This is a genomic window from Mesoplasma lactucae ATCC 49193 (assembly GCF_002441935.1).
Classification (GTDB): domain Bacteria; phylum Bacillota_I; class Bacilli_A; order Mycoplasmatales; family Mycoplasmataceae; genus Edwardiiplasma; species Edwardiiplasma lactucae.
This window is the reverse complement of sequence record NZ_CP023668.1, coordinates 552,949-573,461: the sequence shown is the minus strand read 5'-3', so window position 1 is coordinate 573,461 and position 20,513 is coordinate 552,949. Positions and strand designations below refer to the sequence as shown.

At 36.9% G+C, this 20,513-nt stretch carries 9 protein-coding genes, 10 tRNA genes and 5 rRNA genes; all 24 read left to right on the top strand.

All coding sequences use genetic code 4. The annotated features are described in order from the left end of the window. Window positions 1–368: 368 nt before the first annotated feature. The 24 genes from CP520_RS02540 to tpiA all read left to right on the top strand — a co-directional run bounded on the left by CP520_RS02540 (window position 369) and on the right by tpiA (window position 20,490). Window positions 369–3,287: ribosomal RNA gene (locus CP520_RS02540) — 23S ribosomal RNA — on the top strand. Between the two features lie 98 nt (window positions 3,288–3,385). Next, window positions 3,386–3,494, top strand: a 5S ribosomal RNA gene (gene rrf / locus CP520_RS02535). A 428-nt stretch (window positions 3,495–3,922) separates the two neighbouring features. Next, window positions 3,923–5,447: ribosomal RNA gene (locus tag CP520_RS02530) — 16S ribosomal RNA — on the top strand. A gap of 382 nt (window positions 5,448–5,829) precedes the next feature. Beyond that, window positions 5,830–8,748, top strand: a 23S ribosomal RNA gene (locus CP520_RS02525). A 98-nt stretch (window positions 8,749–8,846) separates the two neighbouring features. Then, a 5S ribosomal RNA gene (gene rrf / locus CP520_RS02520) occupies window positions 8,847–8,955 on the top strand. The 16S, 23S and 5S rRNA genes sit together here, the layout of an rRNA operon. Window positions 8,956–9,116: 161 nt before the next feature. Next, window positions 9,117–9,956, top strand: a complete 840-nt coding sequence (locus CP520_RS02515) for a Cof-type HAD-IIB family hydrolase (protein ID WP_096862892.1) — start codon at window positions 9,117–9,119, stop codon at window positions 9,954–9,956. A 20-nt stretch (window positions 9,957–9,976) separates the two neighbouring features. Next, the gene (gene trxA / locus CP520_RS02510; protein WP_096862891.1) at window positions 9,977–10,282 is read left to right on the top strand and encodes a thioredoxin; all 306 of its coding nucleotides are present in this window, start codon (window positions 9,977–9,979) and stop codon (window positions 10,280–10,282) included. 100 nt (window positions 10,283–10,382) lie between these two features. After that, window positions 10,383–11,207, top strand: a complete 825-nt coding sequence (locus CP520_RS02505) for a Cof-type HAD-IIB family hydrolase (protein ID WP_169835705.1) — start codon at window positions 10,383–10,385, stop codon at window positions 11,205–11,207. Between the two features lie 115 nt (window positions 11,208–11,322). Continuing rightward, on the top strand, window positions 11,323–12,381 hold the full coding sequence (potA, locus tag CP520_RS02500; protein WP_096862889.1) for a spermidine/putrescine ABC transporter ATP-binding protein: 1,059 nt from the start codon (window positions 11,323–11,325) through the stop codon (window positions 12,379–12,381). A gap of 26 nt (window positions 12,382–12,407) precedes the next feature. Next, on the top strand, window positions 12,408–13,442 hold the full coding sequence (gene potB / locus CP520_RS02495) for a spermidine/putrescine ABC transporter permease (RefSeq protein ID WP_245832600.1): 1,035 nt from the start codon (window positions 12,408–12,410) through the stop codon (window positions 13,440–13,442). Beyond that, window positions 13,403–16,471 (top strand): spermidine/putrescine ABC transporter permease/substrate-binding protein, encoded by a 3,069-nt coding sequence (potCD, locus tag CP520_RS02490; RefSeq protein ID WP_096862888.1) that lies wholly within the window; start codon window positions 13,403–13,405, stop codon window positions 16,469–16,471. The genes potB and potCD overlap by 40 nt, the downstream gene beginning before the upstream one ends. A 102-nt stretch (window positions 16,472–16,573) precedes the next feature. Next, complete coding sequence (locus CP520_RS02485) at window positions 16,574–17,524, top strand: S66 family peptidase (RefSeq protein WP_096862887.1); 951 nt, start codon at window positions 16,574–16,576, stop codon at window positions 17,522–17,524. A gap of 123 nt (window positions 17,525–17,647) precedes the next feature. Then, window positions 17,648–17,723, top strand: a tRNA-Cys gene (locus CP520_RS02480). Window positions 17,724–17,922: 199 nt separating this feature from the next. Further along, window positions 17,923–17,999, top strand: a tRNA-Arg gene (locus CP520_RS02475). Window positions 18,000–18,062: 63 nt separating this feature from the next. Further along, window positions 18,063–18,139, top strand: a tRNA-Pro gene (locus tag CP520_RS02470). Window positions 18,140–18,149: 10 nt separating this feature from the next. Next, window positions 18,150–18,225: transfer RNA gene (locus tag CP520_RS02465), tRNA-Ala, on the top strand. Between the two features lie 16 nt (window positions 18,226–18,241). Next, window positions 18,242–18,318 (top strand) — tRNA-Met (locus tag CP520_RS02460). A gap of 9 nt (window positions 18,319–18,327) precedes the next feature. Then, window positions 18,328–18,404, top strand: a tRNA-Ile gene (locus CP520_RS02455). 42 nt (window positions 18,405–18,446) lie between these two features. Continuing rightward, window positions 18,447–18,539, top strand: a tRNA-Ser gene (locus tag CP520_RS02450). 19 nt (window positions 18,540–18,558) lie between these two features. After that, window positions 18,559–18,634: transfer RNA gene (locus tag CP520_RS02445), tRNA-Met, on the top strand. Window positions 18,635–18,638: 4 nt separating this feature from the next. Next, window positions 18,639–18,715, top strand: a tRNA-Asp gene (locus tag CP520_RS02440). A gap of 12 nt (window positions 18,716–18,727) precedes the next feature. Next, a tRNA-Phe gene (locus tag CP520_RS02435) sits at window positions 18,728–18,803 on the top strand. A gap of 123 nt (window positions 18,804–18,926) precedes the next feature. Then, window positions 18,927–19,652, top strand: a complete 726-nt coding sequence (gene nagB, locus CP520_RS02430) for a glucosamine-6-phosphate deaminase (protein WP_096862886.1) — start codon at window positions 18,927–18,929, stop codon at window positions 19,650–19,652. Window positions 19,653–19,743: 91 nt separating this feature from the next. Continuing rightward, window positions 19,744–20,490: a triose-phosphate isomerase gene (gene tpiA, locus CP520_RS02425; protein WP_096862885.1), complete on the top strand. Its 747-nt coding sequence runs from the start codon at window positions 19,744–19,746 to the stop codon at window positions 20,488–20,490. The last annotated feature ends 23 nt before the right edge of the window (window positions 20,491–20,513 follow it).

Here is a 20,513-nt window from a genome sequence, read left to right as displayed (position 1 = left end):
ATTATTGAAGTTGAGATAAACAACTTTGACTATTCGTTCTATTTAGTTTTCAGCGATCATTTTATTAAATTAAAATAATCTGCTGAAAGATTGTTCTTTGAAAACTGAATATTTGATGAGAAACGTATATTGAATTTAATTTATTATTTTCGATATACAAACTAAAACAAAGTATTTAATTCATTTTGAATTGAATACTACAGTTATTCAAAACTAATTTATTTAGTTTTGATAGCAATTGAATTTTAAGTTTCATTAATTTGAAACTTAAATAATTTAAAACAATTTTCTAATAAAAATAGTTATTAATTATTGACAATGAGATCAGAAATTAAAAACTAAAATTTGTAAATTGCCATTAGATTTCTTCTAATAAAAGTAAGGGCATACGGTGAATGCCTTGGAAAATGGAGCCGAAGAAGGACGTGACTACCTGCGAAAAGCATCGGGGAGCTGGAAGTGAGCTTTGATCCGATGATGTCCGAATAGGGAAACCTGGCGAGACTAATCTCTCGTCGTCGTTAAGTGAATACATAGCTTAACGTCGGGAACCTTGGGAACTGAAACATCTTAGTACCAAGAGGAAAAGAAAACAAATAGTGATTCTCCTAGTAGCGGCGAGCGAACGGGGAACAGGCCAAACCGGTCTTCGGACCGGGGTTGTAGGACTTCTCTTAGAGTTACAAAATTAACATATAGTGGAAATAGTTGGGAAACTATGACACAGAGGGTGATATCCCCGTACACGAAATATGTTAATCTCGAAGAAGTATCCTGAGTACGACGAAACACGTGAAATTTTGTCGGAATCTGTCGAGACCACTCGATAAGCCTAAATACTCCCATTTTACCGATAGTGAACCAGTACCGTGAGGGAAAGGTGAAAAGTACCCCGAGAGGGGAGTGAAATAGTTCCTGAAACCGTATGCTTACAAGAAGATAGAGCCCGTTAATGGGTGATATCGTGCTTTTTGTAGAAAGAGCCGGCGAGTTACAATTGCATGCAAGGTTAAGCTGATTAAAAGTGGAGCCGTAGTGAAAGCGAGCCTTAATAGGGCGTTCAGTATGTAGTTGTAGACACGAAACCGAGTGATCTAGCCATGACCAGGTTGAAGTTGGGGTAAAACCCAATGGAGGACCGAACCGACGTTCGTTGAAAAGACCGCGGATGAGTTGTGGCTAGAGGTGAAATTCCAATCGAACTCGGAGATAGCTAGTTCTCCCCGATATATCTTTAAGGATAGCGTCGAGGTTAGACTTGTGGAGGTAGAGCACTGAATTTATGATGGCCGCACCTAGCGGTACTGATTAAAATTAAACTCCGAATGCCATAAGTTATACTCGGCAGTCAGAACATGGGTGATAAGGTCCATGCTCGTGAGGGAAACAGCCCAGATCGCCAGTTAAGGTCCCTAAGTTAATACTAAGTGTGTAAGGATGTGAAATTGCACAGACAGCTAGGATGTTGGCTCAGAAGCAGCCATCATTTAAAGAGTGCGTAACAGCTCACTAGTCGAGTGATTTTGCGCCGAAAATGTACCGGGGCTTAAGTATTACACCGAAACTGCGGATTGTATATTTATATACAGTGGTAGGGGAGCGTTCCAAACGCAATGAAGTCAGACCGTGAGGACTGGTGGAGTGTTTGGAAGTGATTATGCCGGCATGAGTAACGTTTGAAGGTGAGAATCCTTCATGCCGTTTAACCAAGGTTTCCTGGGCAAGGTTCGTCCACCCAGGGTTAGTCAGGACCTAAGGAGAGGCCGAGAGGCGTATTCGATGGACAACAGGTTGATATTCCTGTACTGGTTAATTAGTGATGGAGTGACGGAGAAAGATAGTGTATCCCAGGCGTTGGTTGTCCTGGGCCAAGCGCAAAGGTGGTGTTGTAGGCAAATCCGCAACATATTCAACATTGAAGCGTGATGGGGAGCGAACGGTTCGCCTAGTAGTGAAGTACATGACTCTATGCTTCCAAGAAAAGCTTCTAACTTAATAATTAATCACCTGTACCTAGAACGAACACACGTGGTTAAGGAGAAAATCCTAAGGCAAGCGAGAAAACTGTAGTTAAGGAACTCTGCAAAATCACCCCGTAAGTTCGCAAGAAGGGGTGCTCAGCTTACGCTGAGCCGCAGTGAAGAGGGAGGGGCAACTGTTTAACAAAAACACAGCTCTCTGCTAAGTCATAAGACGAAGTATAGGGGGTGACGCCTGCCCAGTGCCGGAAGGTTAAAAGGAGATGTCAGGCTTTGAGCCAAAGCATTGAATTGAAGCCCCGGTGAACGGCGGCCGTAACTATAACGGTCCTAAGGTAGCGAAATTCCTTGTCAGGTAAATTCTGACCCGCACGAAAGGCGTAATGATCCCTTCGCTGTCTCAACTACAGACTCGGTGAAATTTTAGTACCAGTGAAGATGCTGGTTACCCGCAACTAGACGGAAAGACCCCGTGGAGCTTTACTATAACTTGATATTGAAATTTGGTGCAACGTGTAGAGGATAGGTCGGAGACTTTGAAGCACACTCGCTAGAGTGTGTGGAGTCGCCCTTGGAATACGACCCTCGTTGCATTGACTTTCTAACTTCGACCCGTTATCCGGGTTAAGGACAGTGTCTGGTGGGTAGTTTGACTGGGGCGGTCGCCTCCTAAAATGTAACGGAGGCGCTCAAAGGTATCCTCAGCATGGTTGGAAATCATGCATAGAGCGCAAAGGTAGAAGGATGCTTAACTGCGAGACTTACAAGTCGAACAGATGCGAAAGCAGGACTTAGTGATCCGGCGGTCCCGAGTGGAAGGGCCGTCGCTCAACGGATAAAAGTTACCCCGGGGATAACAGGCTGATCTCCCCCAAGAGTTCACATCGACGGGGAGGTTTGGCACCTCGATGTCGGCTCATCGCATCCTGGAGCTGAAGTCGGTTCCAAGGGTTGGGCTGTTCGCCCATTAAAGCGGTACGCGAGCTGGGTTCAGAACGTCGTGAGACAGTTTGGTCCCTATCTGTTGTGGGCGTCGGAAAATTGAGAAGAGTTGACTCTAGTACGAGAGGACCGAGTTGAACACACCCCTGGTGCTCCAGTTGTCGTGCCAACGGCACAGCTGGGTAGCTAAGTGTGGACAGGATAATCGCTGAAGGCATCTAAGCGAGAAGCCCCCTTCGAGATGAATTTTCCCACCTGATTTATCAGGTTAAGATCCCATGTAGACCACATGGTTGATAGGATGGATGTGTAAGTACCGTGAGGTATTAAGCTAACCATTACTAATAGATCGAAAGAAATTAGACGCAAATCAAATGGACAAAACAATTTACAAATCAACGTGAAGAATAAATTCGAAATCAAGTATTCAGTTTTCAGAGAATAATCTTTAAAACAACATATAATCTGGCGTTAATAGCGCAGAGGTCACACCCGTTCCCATGCCGAACACGGAAGTTAAGCTCTGCTACGGCGATGATAGTGCTTAGGCGCGAAAGTAGCGAGATGCCAGGTAAAAGAGAAGCTTTAATATATAAGGTTTCTCTTTTTTAATCCCCTAATTTAGCAATAAATTAGCTTAAAATACATGCAAAAACATGTTAGAAAAAGTTTTTAAAATTTATTAGCAAAACTTTAAAAAAAGTCTTGCATATGAGTTTTTGGTAGGGTATTATCAATATTGTGTTCTTGATAGAAATAAACAAATTTTAAAAAAGTACTTGCATCGGTTTATAGATGTGTGTATAATAATATTTGTGCTTTTCGAAAAAAGTACACAGAAATGATCTTTGAAAACTAAATAGAACAACCAATTACTTGTTAAATAAACCGCATAAATTAGCGGTTTGAAGTTATTGTAAAATAACTCGTACAATTAAATTGAGATAAAAAAGAATAGTCAGAATCAAATCATTTTTATTAGTTTTTAACAAACTAATGTTTCAAATGAGAGTTTGATCCTGGCTCAGGATAAACGCTGGCGGCATGCCTAATACATGCAAGTCGAACGGGAGTGCTTGCACTCCAGTGGCGAACGGGTGAGTAACACGTATCTAATCTACCTTTTAATGGGGGATAACCTTTGGAAACGAAGGATAATACCGCATAAGATCTTCATTATCGCATGAGAAGAAGAGGAAAGAACCGTTTGGTTCGTTAAAAGATGAGGATGCGGCGTATTAGTTAGTAGGCGGGGTAATGGCCCACCTAGACAATGATACGTAGCCGAACTGAGAGGTTGAACGGCCACATTGGGACTGAGATACGGCCCAGACTCCTACGGGAGGCAGCAGTAGGGAATTTTTCACAATGGACGAAAGTCTGATGAAGCAATGCCGCGTGAGTGATGAAGGTCTTCGGATTGTAAAGCTCTGTTGTAAAGGAAGAATAGACAGAAGAGGAAATGCTTTTGTTTTGACGGTACTTTACCAGAAAGTCACGGCTAACTATGTGCCAGCAGCCGCGGTAATACATAGGTGACAAGCGTTATCCGGATTTATTGGGCGTACAGGGTGCGTAGGCGGTTGTGTAAGTTTGAGGTTAAAGACCGGAGCTCAACTCCGGTTTGCCTTGAAAACTATGCAACTAGAATGTAACAGAGGTGAGTGGAATTCCATGTGTAGCGGTGAAATGCGTAGATATATGGAAGAACACCAGTGGCGAAAGCGGCTCACCAGGTTATTATTGACGCTGAGGCACGAAAGCGTGGGGAGCAAATAGGATTAGATACCCTAGTAGTCCACGCCGTAAACGTTGAGTACTAAGTGTCGGACTTAAGTTCGGTGCTGCAGCTAACGCATTAAGTACTCCGCCTGAGTAGTATGCACGCAAGTGTGAAACTCAAAGGAATTGACGGGGACCCGCACAAGTGGTGGAGCATGTGGTTTAATTCGAAGCAACACGAAGAACCTTACCAGGGCTTGACATCCAGTGCAATGGCATAGAGATATGCCGGAGGCTAACATTGAGACAGGTGGTGCATGGTTGTCGTCAGTTCGTGCCGTGAGGTGTTGGGTTAAGTCCCGCAACGAACGCAACCCTTGTCATTAGTTACTAACATTAAGTTGAGGACTCTAATGAGACTGCTAGTGTAAGCTAGAGGAAGGTGGGGATGACGTCAAATCATCATGCCCCTTATGTCCTGGGCTACACACGTGCTACAATGGCCGATACAAAGAGCTGCAATCCCGTGAGGAGGAGCAAATCTCATAAAGTCGGTCTCAGTTCGGATTGAAGGCTGCAACTCGCCTTCATGAAGCCGGAATCACTAGTAATCGCGGATCAGCTATGCCGCGGTGAATACGTTCTCGGGTCTTGTACACACCGCCCGTCACACCACGAGAGTTGGTAATACCAGAAGTAGGTTGCCTAACCATTTGGAGGGCGCCTACCAAGGTAGGACTGGCGATTGGGGTGAAGTCGTAACAAGGTATCCGTACGGGAACGTGCGGATGGATCACCTCCTTTCTATGGAGATTAATATTATTGAAGTTGAGATAAACAACTTTGACTATTCGTTCTATTTAGTTTTCAGCGATCATTTTATTAAATTAAAATAATCTGCTGAAAGATTGTTCTTTGAAAACTGAATATTTGATGAGAAACGTATATTGAATTTAATTTATTATTTTCGATATACAAACTAAAACAAAGTATTTAATTCTTTTTGAATTGAATACTACAGTTATTCAAAACTAATTTATTTAGTTTTGATAGCAATTGAATTTTAAGTTTCATTAATTTGAAACTTAAATAATTTAAAACAATTTTCTAATAAAAATAGTTATTAATTATTGACAATGAGATCAGAAATTAAAAACTAAAATTTGTAAATTGCCATTAGATTTCTTCTAATAAAAGTAAGGGCATACGGTGAATGCCTTGGAAAATGGAGCCGAAGAAGGACGTGACTACCTGCGAAAAGCATCGGGGAGCTGGAAGTGAGCTTTGATCCGATGATGTCCGAATAGGGAAACCTGGCGAGACTAATCTCTCGTCGTCGTTAAGTGAATACATAGCTTAACGTCGGGAACCTTGGGAACTGAAACATCTTAGTACCAAGAGGAAAAGAAAACAAATAGTGATTCTCCTAGTAGCGGCGAGCGAACGGGGAACAGGCCAAACCGGTCTTCGGACCGGGGTTGTAGGACTTCTCTTAGAGTTACAAAATTAACATATAGTGGAAATAGTTGGGAAACTATGACACAGAGGGTGATATCCCCGTACACGAAATATGTTAATCTCGAAGAAGTATCCTGAGTACGACGAAACACGTGAAATTTTGTCGGAATCTGTCGAGACCACTCGATAAGCCTAAATACTCCCATTTTACCGATAGTGAACCAGTACCGTGAGGGAAAGGTGAAAAGTACCCCGAGAGGGGAGTGAAATAGTTCCTGAAACCGTATGCTTACAAGAAGATAGAGCCCGTTAATGGGTGATATCGTGCTTTTTGTAGAAAGAGCCGGCGAGTTACAATTGCATGCAAGGTTAAGCTGATTAAAAGTGGAGCCGTAGTGAAAGCGAGCCTTAATAGGGCGTTCAGTATGTAGTTGTAGACACGAAACCGAGTGATCTAGCCATGACCAGGTTGAAGTTGGGGTAAAACCCAATGGAGGACCGAACCGACGTTCGTTGAAAAGACCGCGGATGAGTTGTGGCTAGAGGTGAAATTCCAATCGAACTCGGAGATAGCTAGTTCTCCCCGATATATCTTTAAGGATAGCGTCGAGGTTAGACTTGTGGAGGTAGAGCACTGAATTTATGATGGCCGCACCTAGCGGTACTGATTAAAATTAAACTCCGAATGCCATAAGTTATACTCGGCAGTCAGAACATGGGTGATAAGGTCCATGCTCGTGAGGGAAACAGCCCAGATCGCCAGTTAAGGTCCCTAAGTTAATACTAAGTGTGTAAGGATGTGAAATTGCACAGACAGCTAGGATGTTGGCTCAGAAGCAGCCATCATTTAAAGAGTGCGTAACAGCTCACTAGTCGAGTGATTTTGCGCCGAAAATGTACCGGGGCTTAAGTATTACACCGAAACTGCGGATTGTATATTTATATACAGTGGTAGGGGAGCGTTCCAAACGCAATGAAGTCAGACCGTGAGGACTGGTGGAGTGTTTGGAAGTGATTATGCCGGCATGAGTAACGTTTGAAGGTGAGAATCCTTCATGCCGTTTAACCAAGGTTTCCTGGGCAAGGTTCGTCCACCCAGGGTTAGTCAGGACCTAAGGAGAGGCCGAGAGGCGTATTCGATGGACAACAGGTTGATATTCCTGTACTGGTTAATTAGTGATGGAGTGACGGAGAAAGATAGTGTATCCCAGGCGTTGGTTGTCCTGGGCCAAGCGCAAAGGTGGTGTTGTAGGCAAATCCGCAACATATTCAACATTGAAGCGTGATGGGGAGCGAACGGTTCGCCTAGTAGTGAAGTACATGACTCTATGCTTCCAAGAAAAGCTTCTAACTTAATAATTAATCACCTGTACCTAGAACGAACACACGTGGTTAAGGAGAAAATCCTAAGGCAAGCGAGAAAACTGTAGTTAAGGAACTCTGCAAAATCACCCCGTAAGTTCGCAAGAAGGGGTGCTCAGCTTACGCTGAGCCGCAGTGAAGAGGGAGGGGCAACTGTTTAACAAAAACACAGCTCTCTGCTAAGTCATAAGACGAAGTATAGGGGGTGACGCCTGCCCAGTGCCGGAAGGTTAAAAGGAGATGTCAGGCTTTGAGCCAAAGCATTGAATTGAAGCCCCGGTGAACGGCGGCCGTAACTATAACGGTCCTAAGGTAGCGAAATTCCTTGTCAGGTAAATTCTGACCCGCACGAAAGGCGTAATGATCCCTTCGCTGTCTCAACTACAGACTCGGTGAAATTTTAGTACCAGTGAAGATGCTGGTTACCCGCAACTAGACGGAAAGACCCCGTGGAGCTTTACTATAACTTGATATTGAAATTTGGTGCAACGTGTAGAGGATAGGTCGGAGACTTTGAAGCACACTCGCTAGAGTGTGTGGAGTCGCCCTTGGAATACGACCCTCGTTGCATTGACTTTCTAACTTCGACCCGTTATCCGGGTTAAGGACAGTGTCTGGTGGGTAGTTTGACTGGGGCGGTCGCCTCCTAAAATGTAACGGAGGCGCTCAAAGGTATCCTCAGCATGGTTGGAAATCATGCATAGAGCGCAAAGGTAGAAGGATGCTTAACTGCGAGACTTACAAGTCGAACAGATGCGAAAGCAGGACTTAGTGATCCGGCGGTCCCGAGTGGAAGGGCCGTCGCTCAACGGATAAAAGTTACCCCGGGGATAACAGGCTGATCTCCCCCAAGAGTTCACATCGACGGGGAGGTTTGGCACCTCGATGTCGGCTCATCGCATCCTGGAGCTGAAGTCGGTTCCAAGGGTTGGGCTGTTCGCCCATTAAAGCGGTACGCGAGCTGGGTTCAGAACGTCGTGAGACAGTTTGGTCCCTATCTGTTGTGGGCGTCGGAAAATTGAGAAGAGTTGACTCTAGTACGAGAGGACCGAGTTGAACACACCCCTGGTGCTCCAGTTGTCGTGCCAACGGCACAGCTGGGTAGCTAAGTGTGGACAGGATAATCGCTGAAGGCATCTAAGCGAGAAGCCCCCTTCGAGATGAATTTTCCCACCTGATTTATCAGGTTAAGATCCCATGTAGACCACATGGTTGATAGGATGGATGTGTAAGTACCGTGAGGTATTAAGCTAACCATTACTAATAGATCGAAAGAAATTAGACGCAAATCAAATGGACAAAACAATTTACAAATCAACGTGAAGAATAAATTCGAAATCAAGTATTCAGTTTTCAGAGAATAATCTTTAAAACAACATATAATCTGGCGTTAATAGCGCAGAGGTCACACCCGTTCCCATGCCGAACACGGAAGTTAAGCTCTGCTACGGCGATGATAGTGCTTAGGCGCGAAAGTAGCGAGATGCCAGGTTAATAAGAAGCAAGTCTCCTTGCTTCTTTTTTATTCTTAAACTAACTAACTTTTTGTAAGTATAAGTAAAAAATGGGATATAATAAAGATATCAGAGTTACTTAATTAATGTTTATTGAATTAAGATATAATCTAAGCAATAAAAAGAGGATGAAATAACTATGAAATATAAAAAAGAAGCTTTAATGTTTTCGGATTTAGATTCAACATTATTACAAGATGATGGATTCTTTTCTCCTAAAACAAGAGAGACAGTAAAAAAGGTTTATGATAACGGAATGATGTTAATTCCGATTACTGCTAGATCTACTGCTGATGTAATTCGTCAAGGTAAACGTCTAGGTTTAGACAAACTTGGTGGTATTGTTGGTGGTAATAATGGTGGTCAAGTTTATGATTTTAAAAATGATGTTTGAATCGTAAATGAATCTTTAAAACCAGAACTTGTTAAATGAGTATTTGAAAATACTAAAAATGATGGTTTGAAATCTCACTATTTTTCAGATGATACAACTTATGTAACAAGACGAGGAAATAACTCAATTTATTGAGCACAAATGATGGGTAATGATTATGTTGTTGTTGATGATTTATCACAAATCAACGAAAAAATTAACCATTTGACAATCATCTTGCCAAAAGATACAACTGATAAAGAAGCTGATGATTTTTATAAAGACTTATCAGCAAAATTAAAAGAATTTAACGCTGATGCACATAAGTATTCAAATCGTGTAATCGAAGTATCACCAAAAAATGTTTCTAAGGGATACGCGGTTAAGAAAGTGTTAGAATACTTACAAGTGGAACCTGAAGTTACTAAAACATATGCTTTTGGTGATGGAATGAATGACCTACCAATGTTCGACGCTGTTGACGTTGGGGTTGCGGTTGAAAACGCAGCTTTTGCCTTAAAAGATGTGGCTGATGATATGACTAAATCTAATACTGATGATGGTGTTAGTGATTACGTTGAACACCACATTTTAAGACAAAAATAATCCTTAAGGAGGAATTTATTATGGCAATTATTAAAATTGATAATGTTGATCAATTCAACAAAGAAATTAAAGAAGGAAAAGTATTAGTTGACTTTTATGCTGACTGATGTGGACCATGTAAAATGCTTGCTCCAATTATTGAACAAGTAGCAGAAGAAAATCCAGATTTAAAAGTACTAGAAGTTAATGTTGACAATGTACCTGACTTAGCAAAAGAATACCAAGTTATGTCAATTCCAACTTTAATTATGTTCAAAGATGGAAAACAAACTAATAAAGCAATTGGTTTACAACCAAAACAACAATTAGAAGCTTTCATTAAATAATAAATCAAAAATAATACAAATATTTAAGACCCATTGTTATTCAATGGGTCTTTTTTATGTGAAAATTAATTTAAATACAAAAAAGAGGTTTATAAAATTTATGAAGAAAATGTTAGTTTTTGATATTGATGGAACCTTAGTTCATCATCAAAAAATGTCTAAAGAAGTTGTTTCAACTTTGTTAGAAGCAAAAAAACAAGGAAATATTGTTACCTTAGCAACTGGGAGAGGTTCTAGAGGAATTTTAAAAGTAGCAAAAGAATTAGAATTAAACGATGGTAAAACACCAGTTATTGGTTTAAATGGTGCTGATGTTTTTTATTTCAATCCTGATTGAACAATTAAGCAATTATGAAAAAAACCAATTCCAAAAGACAAAGCAATCCCACTATATGAAGCTGCAATGAGAAATCATATTAGTTTTGTAGCTTATACTGATGATCCTGACTATACTTATGTGACTAGAAAGTTTAATTATTTATCAATTTTTATGCATGGAAGAACTCGTGCAAAAACTATTAAAGTTAAAAAAGATTGTAGTAATTTAACTTATCAAACTATGAAAGTTATTTGTCATGGAACTTATAAAAATTATCAAAAATTTGAACAAGAAATTAAACCTTTAAATTTAGCAATTTTTGGTTGAAGTTATGTTCAAAAACCAAAACATAATTTAGAGATTAATATGACAGGAATTAATAAAGCGGTTGGAATTGCGCATGCAGCAAAACTATTTAATGTTGAACAAACTGATGTTATTTATTTTGGAGATGGATCGAATGACATCGATGCTTTAGAATGAGCAGGGACTGGTGTTGCAATGGGTCAAGCACCAAATGAAATTAAGGCTCACGCTAACCAAGTAACTCAATCTGTAAAAGAAGATGGAGTTGCAGTTTGAGTTAAGAATAACGTCTTAAAATAGCGCAAAAAATACATAAAAAAGAGAGTTTGAAAAAACAACTTTTTTATGTATTTTTTTCTCGAATGTAGTAAAATAAACTCAATGTTTTTTGCTTTTTAGAAAGGGGATAAATTCAATGGAAACAAACAATATTTTAGAAATTCGTAATATGACAAAAGACTATGATGGAAAAGTTGTTTTAAAAGGAATTAGTTTTAACGTACATGAAGGTGAATTTATCACTTTACTAGGACCATCAGGGTGCGGAAAATCAACGACAATTAGAATCATCGGAGGGTTTGAAAAAGCTAACTCTGGTGAAATTCTTTTTGAAGGGAAGAATTTAGCCCCAATTAAAATTAACAAACGTCAAATTAATACTGTTTTTCAATCTTATGCCTTATTTCCAAATCGAACAGTTTGAGAAAATATTGCGTTTGGTTTAGAAAATAAAAAAATGAAACGTGAAATTATCGACAGAGAAGTTGGTAAAATGGTGAAACTTGTTGGTTTAGAAGGCCATGAAGATAAAAAACCAAACGAATTATCAGGGGGACAAAGACAACGTGTTGCTATGGCAAGAGCGTTAGTTATGAAACCTAAAATTCTTCTTTTAGATGAACCAATGGCAGCTTTAGATGTTCAATTACGTAAAGTTATGCGTGATGAATTAAAACGTCTACAAAAAGAAGTTGGAATTACTTTTATCATGGTATCTCATGATCAAGAAGAAGCCTTAACTATGAGCGATCGTATTGTTGTTATGAATCAAGGAATCATTCAACAAATTGGAACTCCAGAAGAAATTTATAATGAACCTGAAAATATTTGAGTATCAAAATTTGTTGGTACTTCAAATGTTATTGAAGATGGGGAATTTGTCAGAGACCACTTAGTAAAATTTGATGGTAAAGAATTTAAATGTATGGACACCAACTTTGGTGAAAACGAATACAACATTGATATTGTAATCAGACCAGAAGATGTTCAAGTCCGTAAACCAAATAATGGATTTTTCAACGGAAAAATCACGTCTGCTACTTTCATGGGAGTTCACTGAGAACTTATTTTTGAAACTACAAAAGGTAGACAATGAATCATTCATACAACCGATTATCATGAACCAGATGAGAAAGTTTCTATCAAATGAAATGAAGAAGCTATCCATGTAATGTGAAAAGAAGTTGATGATTAATACTTAGATAAGAGGTGTTAACACAATTGAAAAGAAATAATAATACTACACCTGAACCAGAAGAAATCGTACAGGTAGATGCTCAAGAACAAGAAGAGCTACAAAAAGAAATTTCTACTTCAGAAAAAAAACGTAAGAATCGTTTAAAACGTAAAAACAGAATTAAAGACATGAACGAAACTATCACTGATAGTAAAATTTTTAAAATGTTTCATGATCGCGTTTGACCTTGATTAGCACCATTCGTGTTAGTTATGGTCTTTTTGGTGATTCTCCCTTTAATTGCTGTAATCATCTACTCATTTATTCAACCAACTGGAGATGCAATCCAATTTAAATCAACTTTTGAAAACTATATTAAAATGTTTACTGATCGTGGGATTATGATTGCACTTGGATTATCAATTGCTTATGCTTTAATAGCTTCTTTACTATGTGTTATTGTTGGATATCCAATTGCATATATGATGGGGCAAATGCGCTCAAAAATCTTGGCTAAAAATGTTTGAGTTTTAGTGACTTTACCAATTTGAATCTCAATGTTATTAAAAGTTTTAGGACTACAATCATTTTTCTACTTGTTAAGTCCAACTTTTTTAGGAACCCCAATTGCTGTAATTGTTGGGATGGTTTACATGTTTTTACCATTTGCAATTACACCGATCTATGATTCTGTAATTTCTCGTAATATTGATTTAGAAGAAGCTGCCATGGATTTAGGCTGCAGTCGTACTAAAACCTTTTTTACAATCACTTTACGTGAAACAATGCCAGGGATTTTAACTGGATTTTCATTAGTAATTGTTCAAGCTGCAACTTCATTGATTGTTGTTCACTACCTTGGAGCTGGAAAGATTACTTTAATTTCTTCTATTATCGAATCTTATTTCTTTAAAGGAGCAAACTTCGGTTATGGAAGCGCTATTGCTGTTGTCTTAACTATTATGGTTTTCTTATTAATGTTAATTATTAAGGCTATCTCTAATAAGTTTGAGAAAAACGGGAAGGGAGGTAAAAAATCATGAAGAAATTCTGAAAAAGCTCGTACTTCGCAATCATAATGCTTTTCATTTATATCCCAATCATTATCATGATTGTATTTTCATTTAACTCTGGAGATACAGTTAATGTTTTTGAAGGATTTAGTGGAAAAGCATATGATGATTTTGTACACAACTCACCATTTGTCAGATCAATTATTACTTCACTTTTTGTAGCGGTAATTTCAACTGCAGTTTCTCTTGTAATTGGAGGAGCTGCTGCAATTGGTTTATCAAGATGTAAAAAAATTACGCAAAAATCATGACTAGGAATTGCAAACATTCCGTTAATTAATGCTGATGTTGTAACTGCAGTTTCATTAATGATTATTTTCTTATTATCTGGTGTAAACTTTGGAATTGGAACTTTGATTTTTGCTCATATTTCCTTTAATGTTCCTTATGTTTTAATCACAATTATGCCAAGAATGAGAAAGATTGATAAATCAACTCTTGAAGCAGCTCAAGATTTAGGAAGTAAACCGCACCAAATTTTATTTAAAGTTATTCTGCCAATTTTAAAACCAGCCTTTATTACTGCTGGAGCAATTGCTTTTGCAATGAGTTTTGATGACTTTATCATTTCTTATTTCACTGGGGGACCACAAACTAACGTTTCGACTTTTATTTATACTGCAAAAAAAGTAAAACCATTTATTTATGCTTTTGGTACTTTATTAGTAGCAGCAATTCTTTTGGTTATTATTATTTGAAACGCAATTCAAGTTATTAAGATTAAGAAAAAAGAAACTGAAGAAGCATTACGTGGAGGATATTACAAAGCTAAAACCTTTGATAAGTATTACAAAAAACTAAATGAAGATTACATTGCTTTAAACACCCAAATGGTTGTTAAAAAGACTCATAGATTAAGTTTATGAGTCAAATACTTCTGATTAAAGTTCTTAATTAAAATTTATTCAATTAAGAATTATGATAAAAAAATTTCAAGATTAGAATGAAAACAATACAAAATTAGAAACGAAATTAGAAACGAAAAACGTTACTACTCTCGTTTAGAACGTTGTGAAAAATCTATTGCTAAAAAAACAGAAGAAATGCAAAAAAAGGCAAACGATGCTAAACGTGTTGCTAAGATTTCTTTACAACTAGATAAATTAAATGATAAAAAAGCAGACTTAGAATCTGAAATCGAATGAATCGAAAACCGAGATGAAAAAGCTGCTAAACAAGCTAAAAAAATTCAACGTCAAATTGATCGTTGAGAAACTGAATACAATGTTGAATTAGAAGCTGGAAACTTATCTAAAAAAGATATCACTTGATATAAGAAAAAAATTAAGATTTTAAAAGAATGAAAAATCGAAGTTGAAGAAGGCAAGAACCACTACAAACTTCGTATGACTACAGAAAAATTACGTGCTACACGTGATTTAAGAAACAATAAAATTTCTGAACTACAAGCAAAACTTGATGCTTTAACTCCTCAAGTTTATGTTTGAACACCAATCACAAGTAGTTATGATAAACGCTTAAAAAGAGCCAAAACTCAAACTACTACACAAATCATTTCTGCGCAAAGAGAAACTTATTTAGAAACTTATTTACACCGTTTACAACAAAACATTGTGAGTGAAGAAAATAAGATTGATAAATTACAAGTTAAAGTAACTAATAAGCATAATAAATTATTTGCTCCAGATAGTGATGATATTGCACCAAAATCAAAAAACTGATTCCAAAAATCTTGAAAAATTATTTCTGTAGCTCTAGTAGCTATAGCAGCATTTTCTGGATTAACTGTAGCTTATGTTAAAAATAATATCTACGATTTAACTGTAGCTAACTGAGGAGAATATATTGATCCTGAACTAATTAATAAGTTTGAAAAAGAAACTGGTTATAAAGTTAACTATCAAACTTATGATGCTAATGAAACTTTATATACTAAGTTATATTCATTTAAATATGACTTAATGGTTCCATCAGATTACATGGTTCAAAGATTAGCAAACGAAAATAGAATTGAAGAAATTGATTGATCTAAACTAAATATTAATGCTCCAGTTGCAACTGCTGCTAAAAACCAAGTTTCATTAGCAGCTGAAACTGATAAAGATAAAGCAACTATCAATCAAGCTTTAATTGATTTAATGGCTCAATCAAAAGTTAACGTTAATAACGATACTGATGGTGGAAAAACTGAACAAACAATTTTAGACTATGCAGTTCCTTATTTCTGAGGAGATGTTGTCTTAGTCTTTAACACTAACAACCAGGCGGTTGTTAACTTCTTAAAAAGTAAAAACATTACAATTAGTGAAGAAGAAGGCCAAGAAGGAATGTTAAGTGGAAAAATTAATTGACAACTTTTACAAGAAGCTGCTGATGCTGGTTTAAAAGTTAAACTAAATAACGATCCTAAAAATATCTTTATGATTGCTTCACAAATTCTTTATGGGAAAAATAACTTAGTTAACAAAGATGAAGTAAACCATGCTTATGATTATTTAACTGGGTTAATTAAAAATAAAAACATTGATATGGTTGAAGGAGATAGTTTAATTACTACTGCTCAAACTGGTCAATTTGATGTTGCTATGATGTATAGTGGTGATGCTTTGTATGCCGAAACTAACCGTCCATCAAACTTGAAAAAAACTTATGCCTATGGAAGAGTTAAAGACAAAGTCCTATCTCCATTAGAAGGTATTGGTGAAGTTGAACAACGTACTAACGTTTATTCAGATAGTATGGTTGTTTCAAAAGGAATTAAAGAAACTCACCGTGATGCTGCTTATGAGTTCATTAACTTTATGTACAATGAACAAAATGCAACTGATAACTCAATGTATGTTGGGTTAGCTTCACCAGTTGACAGTGCTTTAAAGGCAATTTCAACACAACCTGAAATTGATGGTGAAGAAAACGAATTTAAAGATTATGCAGAACTTTACAAACCAATCGTAACAGACCCAGAATACACAAAAGTATATGATGAACCATTATCATTCCAAAACAATAATGAGTTAGATGCCTACTTAGTAGATTTATATAATAAATTATTAACAAGTATTAACTCTAAATAATTAATTAACAAGAATTGTAAAATTCTTGTTTTTTTATAGTTCATAAACTTTAATAAAAGCTAAAATGCTAAAATCAAAAAAAGATTTGGAGATAAGTTATTTATGAAAATTGGAATTTATTCATCATCAACACCTTTAGGAAAAAGATATCCAAAAAGAACTAATCGTGCAATTGAGTTTTTAACTCTAAAAGGAAATGAAGTTATAGAAGGAAAACTTTTAAGAAAAGAAGATAGCTATAGAACTGGAACATCAATTGAAAGGGGAAACGAGATTAATGATTTAGTTAATCAAAATGTTGACGTTTTAATGGCTAGTGTTGGTGGTTCAAATACAAGTTCTGTTTTACCTTATATTGATTTTGATAGTTTAAATCAGAAAACAAAAATCGTTTGTGGTTACTCTGATTCAACTGCTTTATTAACTGCTGTTATTAGAAAATCACCAAACGTTAGAGTCTTTTATGGACCTGCTTTAATTCCATCATTTGGTGATTTTGAAGACTATTGTCGTGAAATAACTTATGATTCTTTTATCAATGCTATTAATAAGCCGAATTACGAATATCAAACACCAGTTAAATGAACTGACGATAGAAAGAATTGAGAAGAATATGAATCCGAAAAGAACTTTCATAAAAATGAATGATTCTTTATAAACTCTAAAGAAACAATTACTGGTAGAGTTATTGGTGGAAACTTAAATACAATCTTAGGAACTTGAAATAGTGAATATGGATTAGAAATTAAATCTGGTGATATTTTATTAATCGAAGATAGTTGTAAAGATGCTGAAACTGTTGAAAAGAACTTTAATTTCTTAAAATTAAATAAAGCCTTTGATAAAGTATCTGCAATTATCTTAGGAAAACATGAACAATTTAATGATCAAAATTCAAATAAAAAACCAATTGATATCTTATTAGAATTAATGGATGATAAGAAAATTCCGATTGTTTATGATGTTGATTTTTCTCATTGTAAACCAATGTTAATTGTTGAGTTAAATAAACCTTTAACTATTGATTTTAAAAACAAAAAAATCTATAAATAATAATTAAATTAAGCTTAGTTTTAAAATACTAAGTTTTTATTTTGAAAGTCATGTCATTTTACTTGTTTAAATTAATATTTATTCTTATAATATTAAGGTCGTGTCTTTAAACAAGACATTTATGGTACTGTAGCCAAGTGGCCTAAGGCATGGGTCTGCAACACCCTGATCACCGGTTCGAATCCGGTCAGTACCTCCAACTTAGAAAAAACAAGCAAAAATAGCTTTGAAAAAAGCTATTTTTTTATCTTTTGAGCATAAAGTTATCTTTTTTTAATTTTTTTGGAAAAATAGTAAAAATATACTTGCTTTATTTTCTAGTTGTTTGCTATAATCTAAAAGTCGTTAGGGAAAACGAGTTTAAACCGTTAGAAATACGCACTGATAAAAACAAATATGCGCCTATAGATCAATTGGATAGATCGTTTGACTACGGATCAAAAGGTTGGGGGTTCGAGTCCCTCTAGGCGCACCATTATTGAAATCAGTGGTGTTGTTAATGTAATAACTTATCACTAATGACACCTATTATTTATATCGGGAAGTGGCTCAGCTTGGTAGAGCATTCGGTTTGGGACCGAAGGGTCGCAGGTTCGAATCCTGTCTTCCCGACCATTTAAATAATGGGCCCGTAGCTCAGCTGGGAGAGCACCTGCCTTGCACGCAGGGGGTCGTCGGTTCGATCCCGATCGGGTCCACCATTTTTATATTTTTTTTGGCGGGATAGCTCAGTTGGTTAGAGCGCACGGTTCATACCCGTGAGGTCAAGAGTTCAAATCTCTTTCCCGCTACCATTTATTCAAGGACCTTTAGCTCAGTTGGTTAGAGCATCCGGCTCATAACCGGACGGTCATTGGTTCAAGTCCAATAAGGTCCACCATTTATAGCAATGAAATGGACCTTGTGGAACATTCTTTATAACGGAAGATTACCCAAGTCTGGCTGAAGGGACCGGTCTTGAAAACCGGGAGTCGGTGAAAGCCGAGCGGGGGTTCGAATCCCTCATCTTCCGCCATTATTATTATTTATATTATCGCGGGGTGGAGCAGTTGGTAGCTCGTCGGGCTCATAACCCGAAGGTCGTTGGTTCAAGTCCAGCCCCCGCAACCAAAGTGGCCCCATAGCGAAGTTGGTTATCGCGCCTCCCTGTCACGGAGGAGATCACGAGTTCGAGTCTCGTTGGGGTCGCCATTTTTATTTTATGGTTGTGTAGCTCAGTCGGTAGAGCAGCAGATTGAAGCTCTGCGTGTCGGCGGTTCAATTCCGTCCACAACCACCATTACGAAAAAGATATTTACAGAAGCACTTTTAGTGCTTCTTTTTTTGTTTTTATTTTCTTTCTTTTCACTAACAAGATAAAATAAGAGTGAATAAAAATAGTTTTTAGAAAGAAGAAAATACTATGGAAATTATTAAATTAAATGATGCTGGAGCTGTTGGTCATAAAACCGCTCAAATCATCGCAGACGAAATTAAAAAACACGATAATGCTGTTTTAGGATTAGCAACTGGTTCAACACCATTACCAACCTATGAACACTTAAGAGATTTAAACCATGAAAAAGTGATTTCATTTAAAAATGTAACTACTTTTAACTTAGATGAATACATTGGTTTAAAACTAAATTCAGGACATTCATATCGTGAATTTATGGACAAAGAATTATTTGACCATATTGATATTCACAAAACAAACACAAACTTCCCAAGCGTTACACCAGAAGGATTAAAAGATCCTCAAGCATATGATGCTTTAATTGCTAAAGCTGGTGGAATTGATGTGCAATTATTAGGTTTAGGAGTTAATGGTCACATTGGGTTTAATGAACCTGGTTCATCATTTACTGAATTAACTCATGAAGTTGAATTAGCACCAGCAACTATTAAAGCAAACGCTAGATTCTTCTCATCACCATCAGAAGTTCCTACAAAAGCTGTTTCAATGGGAATTGGTTCAATTTTAAAAGCTAAAAAAATCATTTTAATTGCTACAGGAGAAGCTAAAGCTGAAGCAATCTATCATTTAGTTCAAGACGGACCAAATGAAGAATGACCAGTAACTGCATTAAAAAATCACCCTGATTTCACTGTGATTATCGATCACGATGCAGCAAAATTAATTAACTAATTGTTATAACTTATGAATCATTTTTGAAAACAAATGTTAATTTTAAAAATGTTATAATTAGAACGATTAAAAACGGAGGAAAATCATTATTATGAAAGATAAATTTATTTACGGAAACTGAAAAATGAACGGTACTAATGCCGATGTTAAAGCTTTCTTAAAAGCTGTTGACAAAAAAAGCAAAAATGAAGGAGTAAGAGCAGGATTAGCTGTACCTTATACTGCATTAGAAACTGCTGTTAAAAAAGCAAAAAACATTGATATTATTGCTGAAAACGTTTGTTGAGCTGAATCTGGTGCTTACACTGGAGAAATCTCAATCCCAATGCTACAAGAAATTGGAGTAAAAGGAGCAATCATTGGTCACTCAGAAAGAAGACAAATGTTTGGAGAAACTGATGAAACAGTTAACTTAAAAGCAAAAGCTTTATTAAACGCAGACATGATTACTGTAATTTGTTGTGGAGAAACTTTAGAAACTTATGAAGCTGGAAAAACTAATACTTTTGTAGCTAACCAAATTAAAAAAGCATTCAAAGATATCCCAGCAGAACAAGCTAGAAAAGCTATTGTTGCTTATGAACCAATCTGAGCTATCGGAACTGGTAAAACCGCAACTCCTGAAATTGCTCAAGATGTTTGTGCAATGATTCGTGATACTTTAGGAAAAATTTACAACAAAACTGTTGCTAAAGATATCGTTATTCAATATGGTGGATCAGTAAAACCTGCTAACGTAAAAGACTTAATGAAACAAAAAGATATTGATGGAGCACTAGTTGGTGGAGCATCAATGGTAGCAGAAGATTACATCGAATTAATCAACTTTAACAAATAATAAATAATAAGAAAGAAACGACT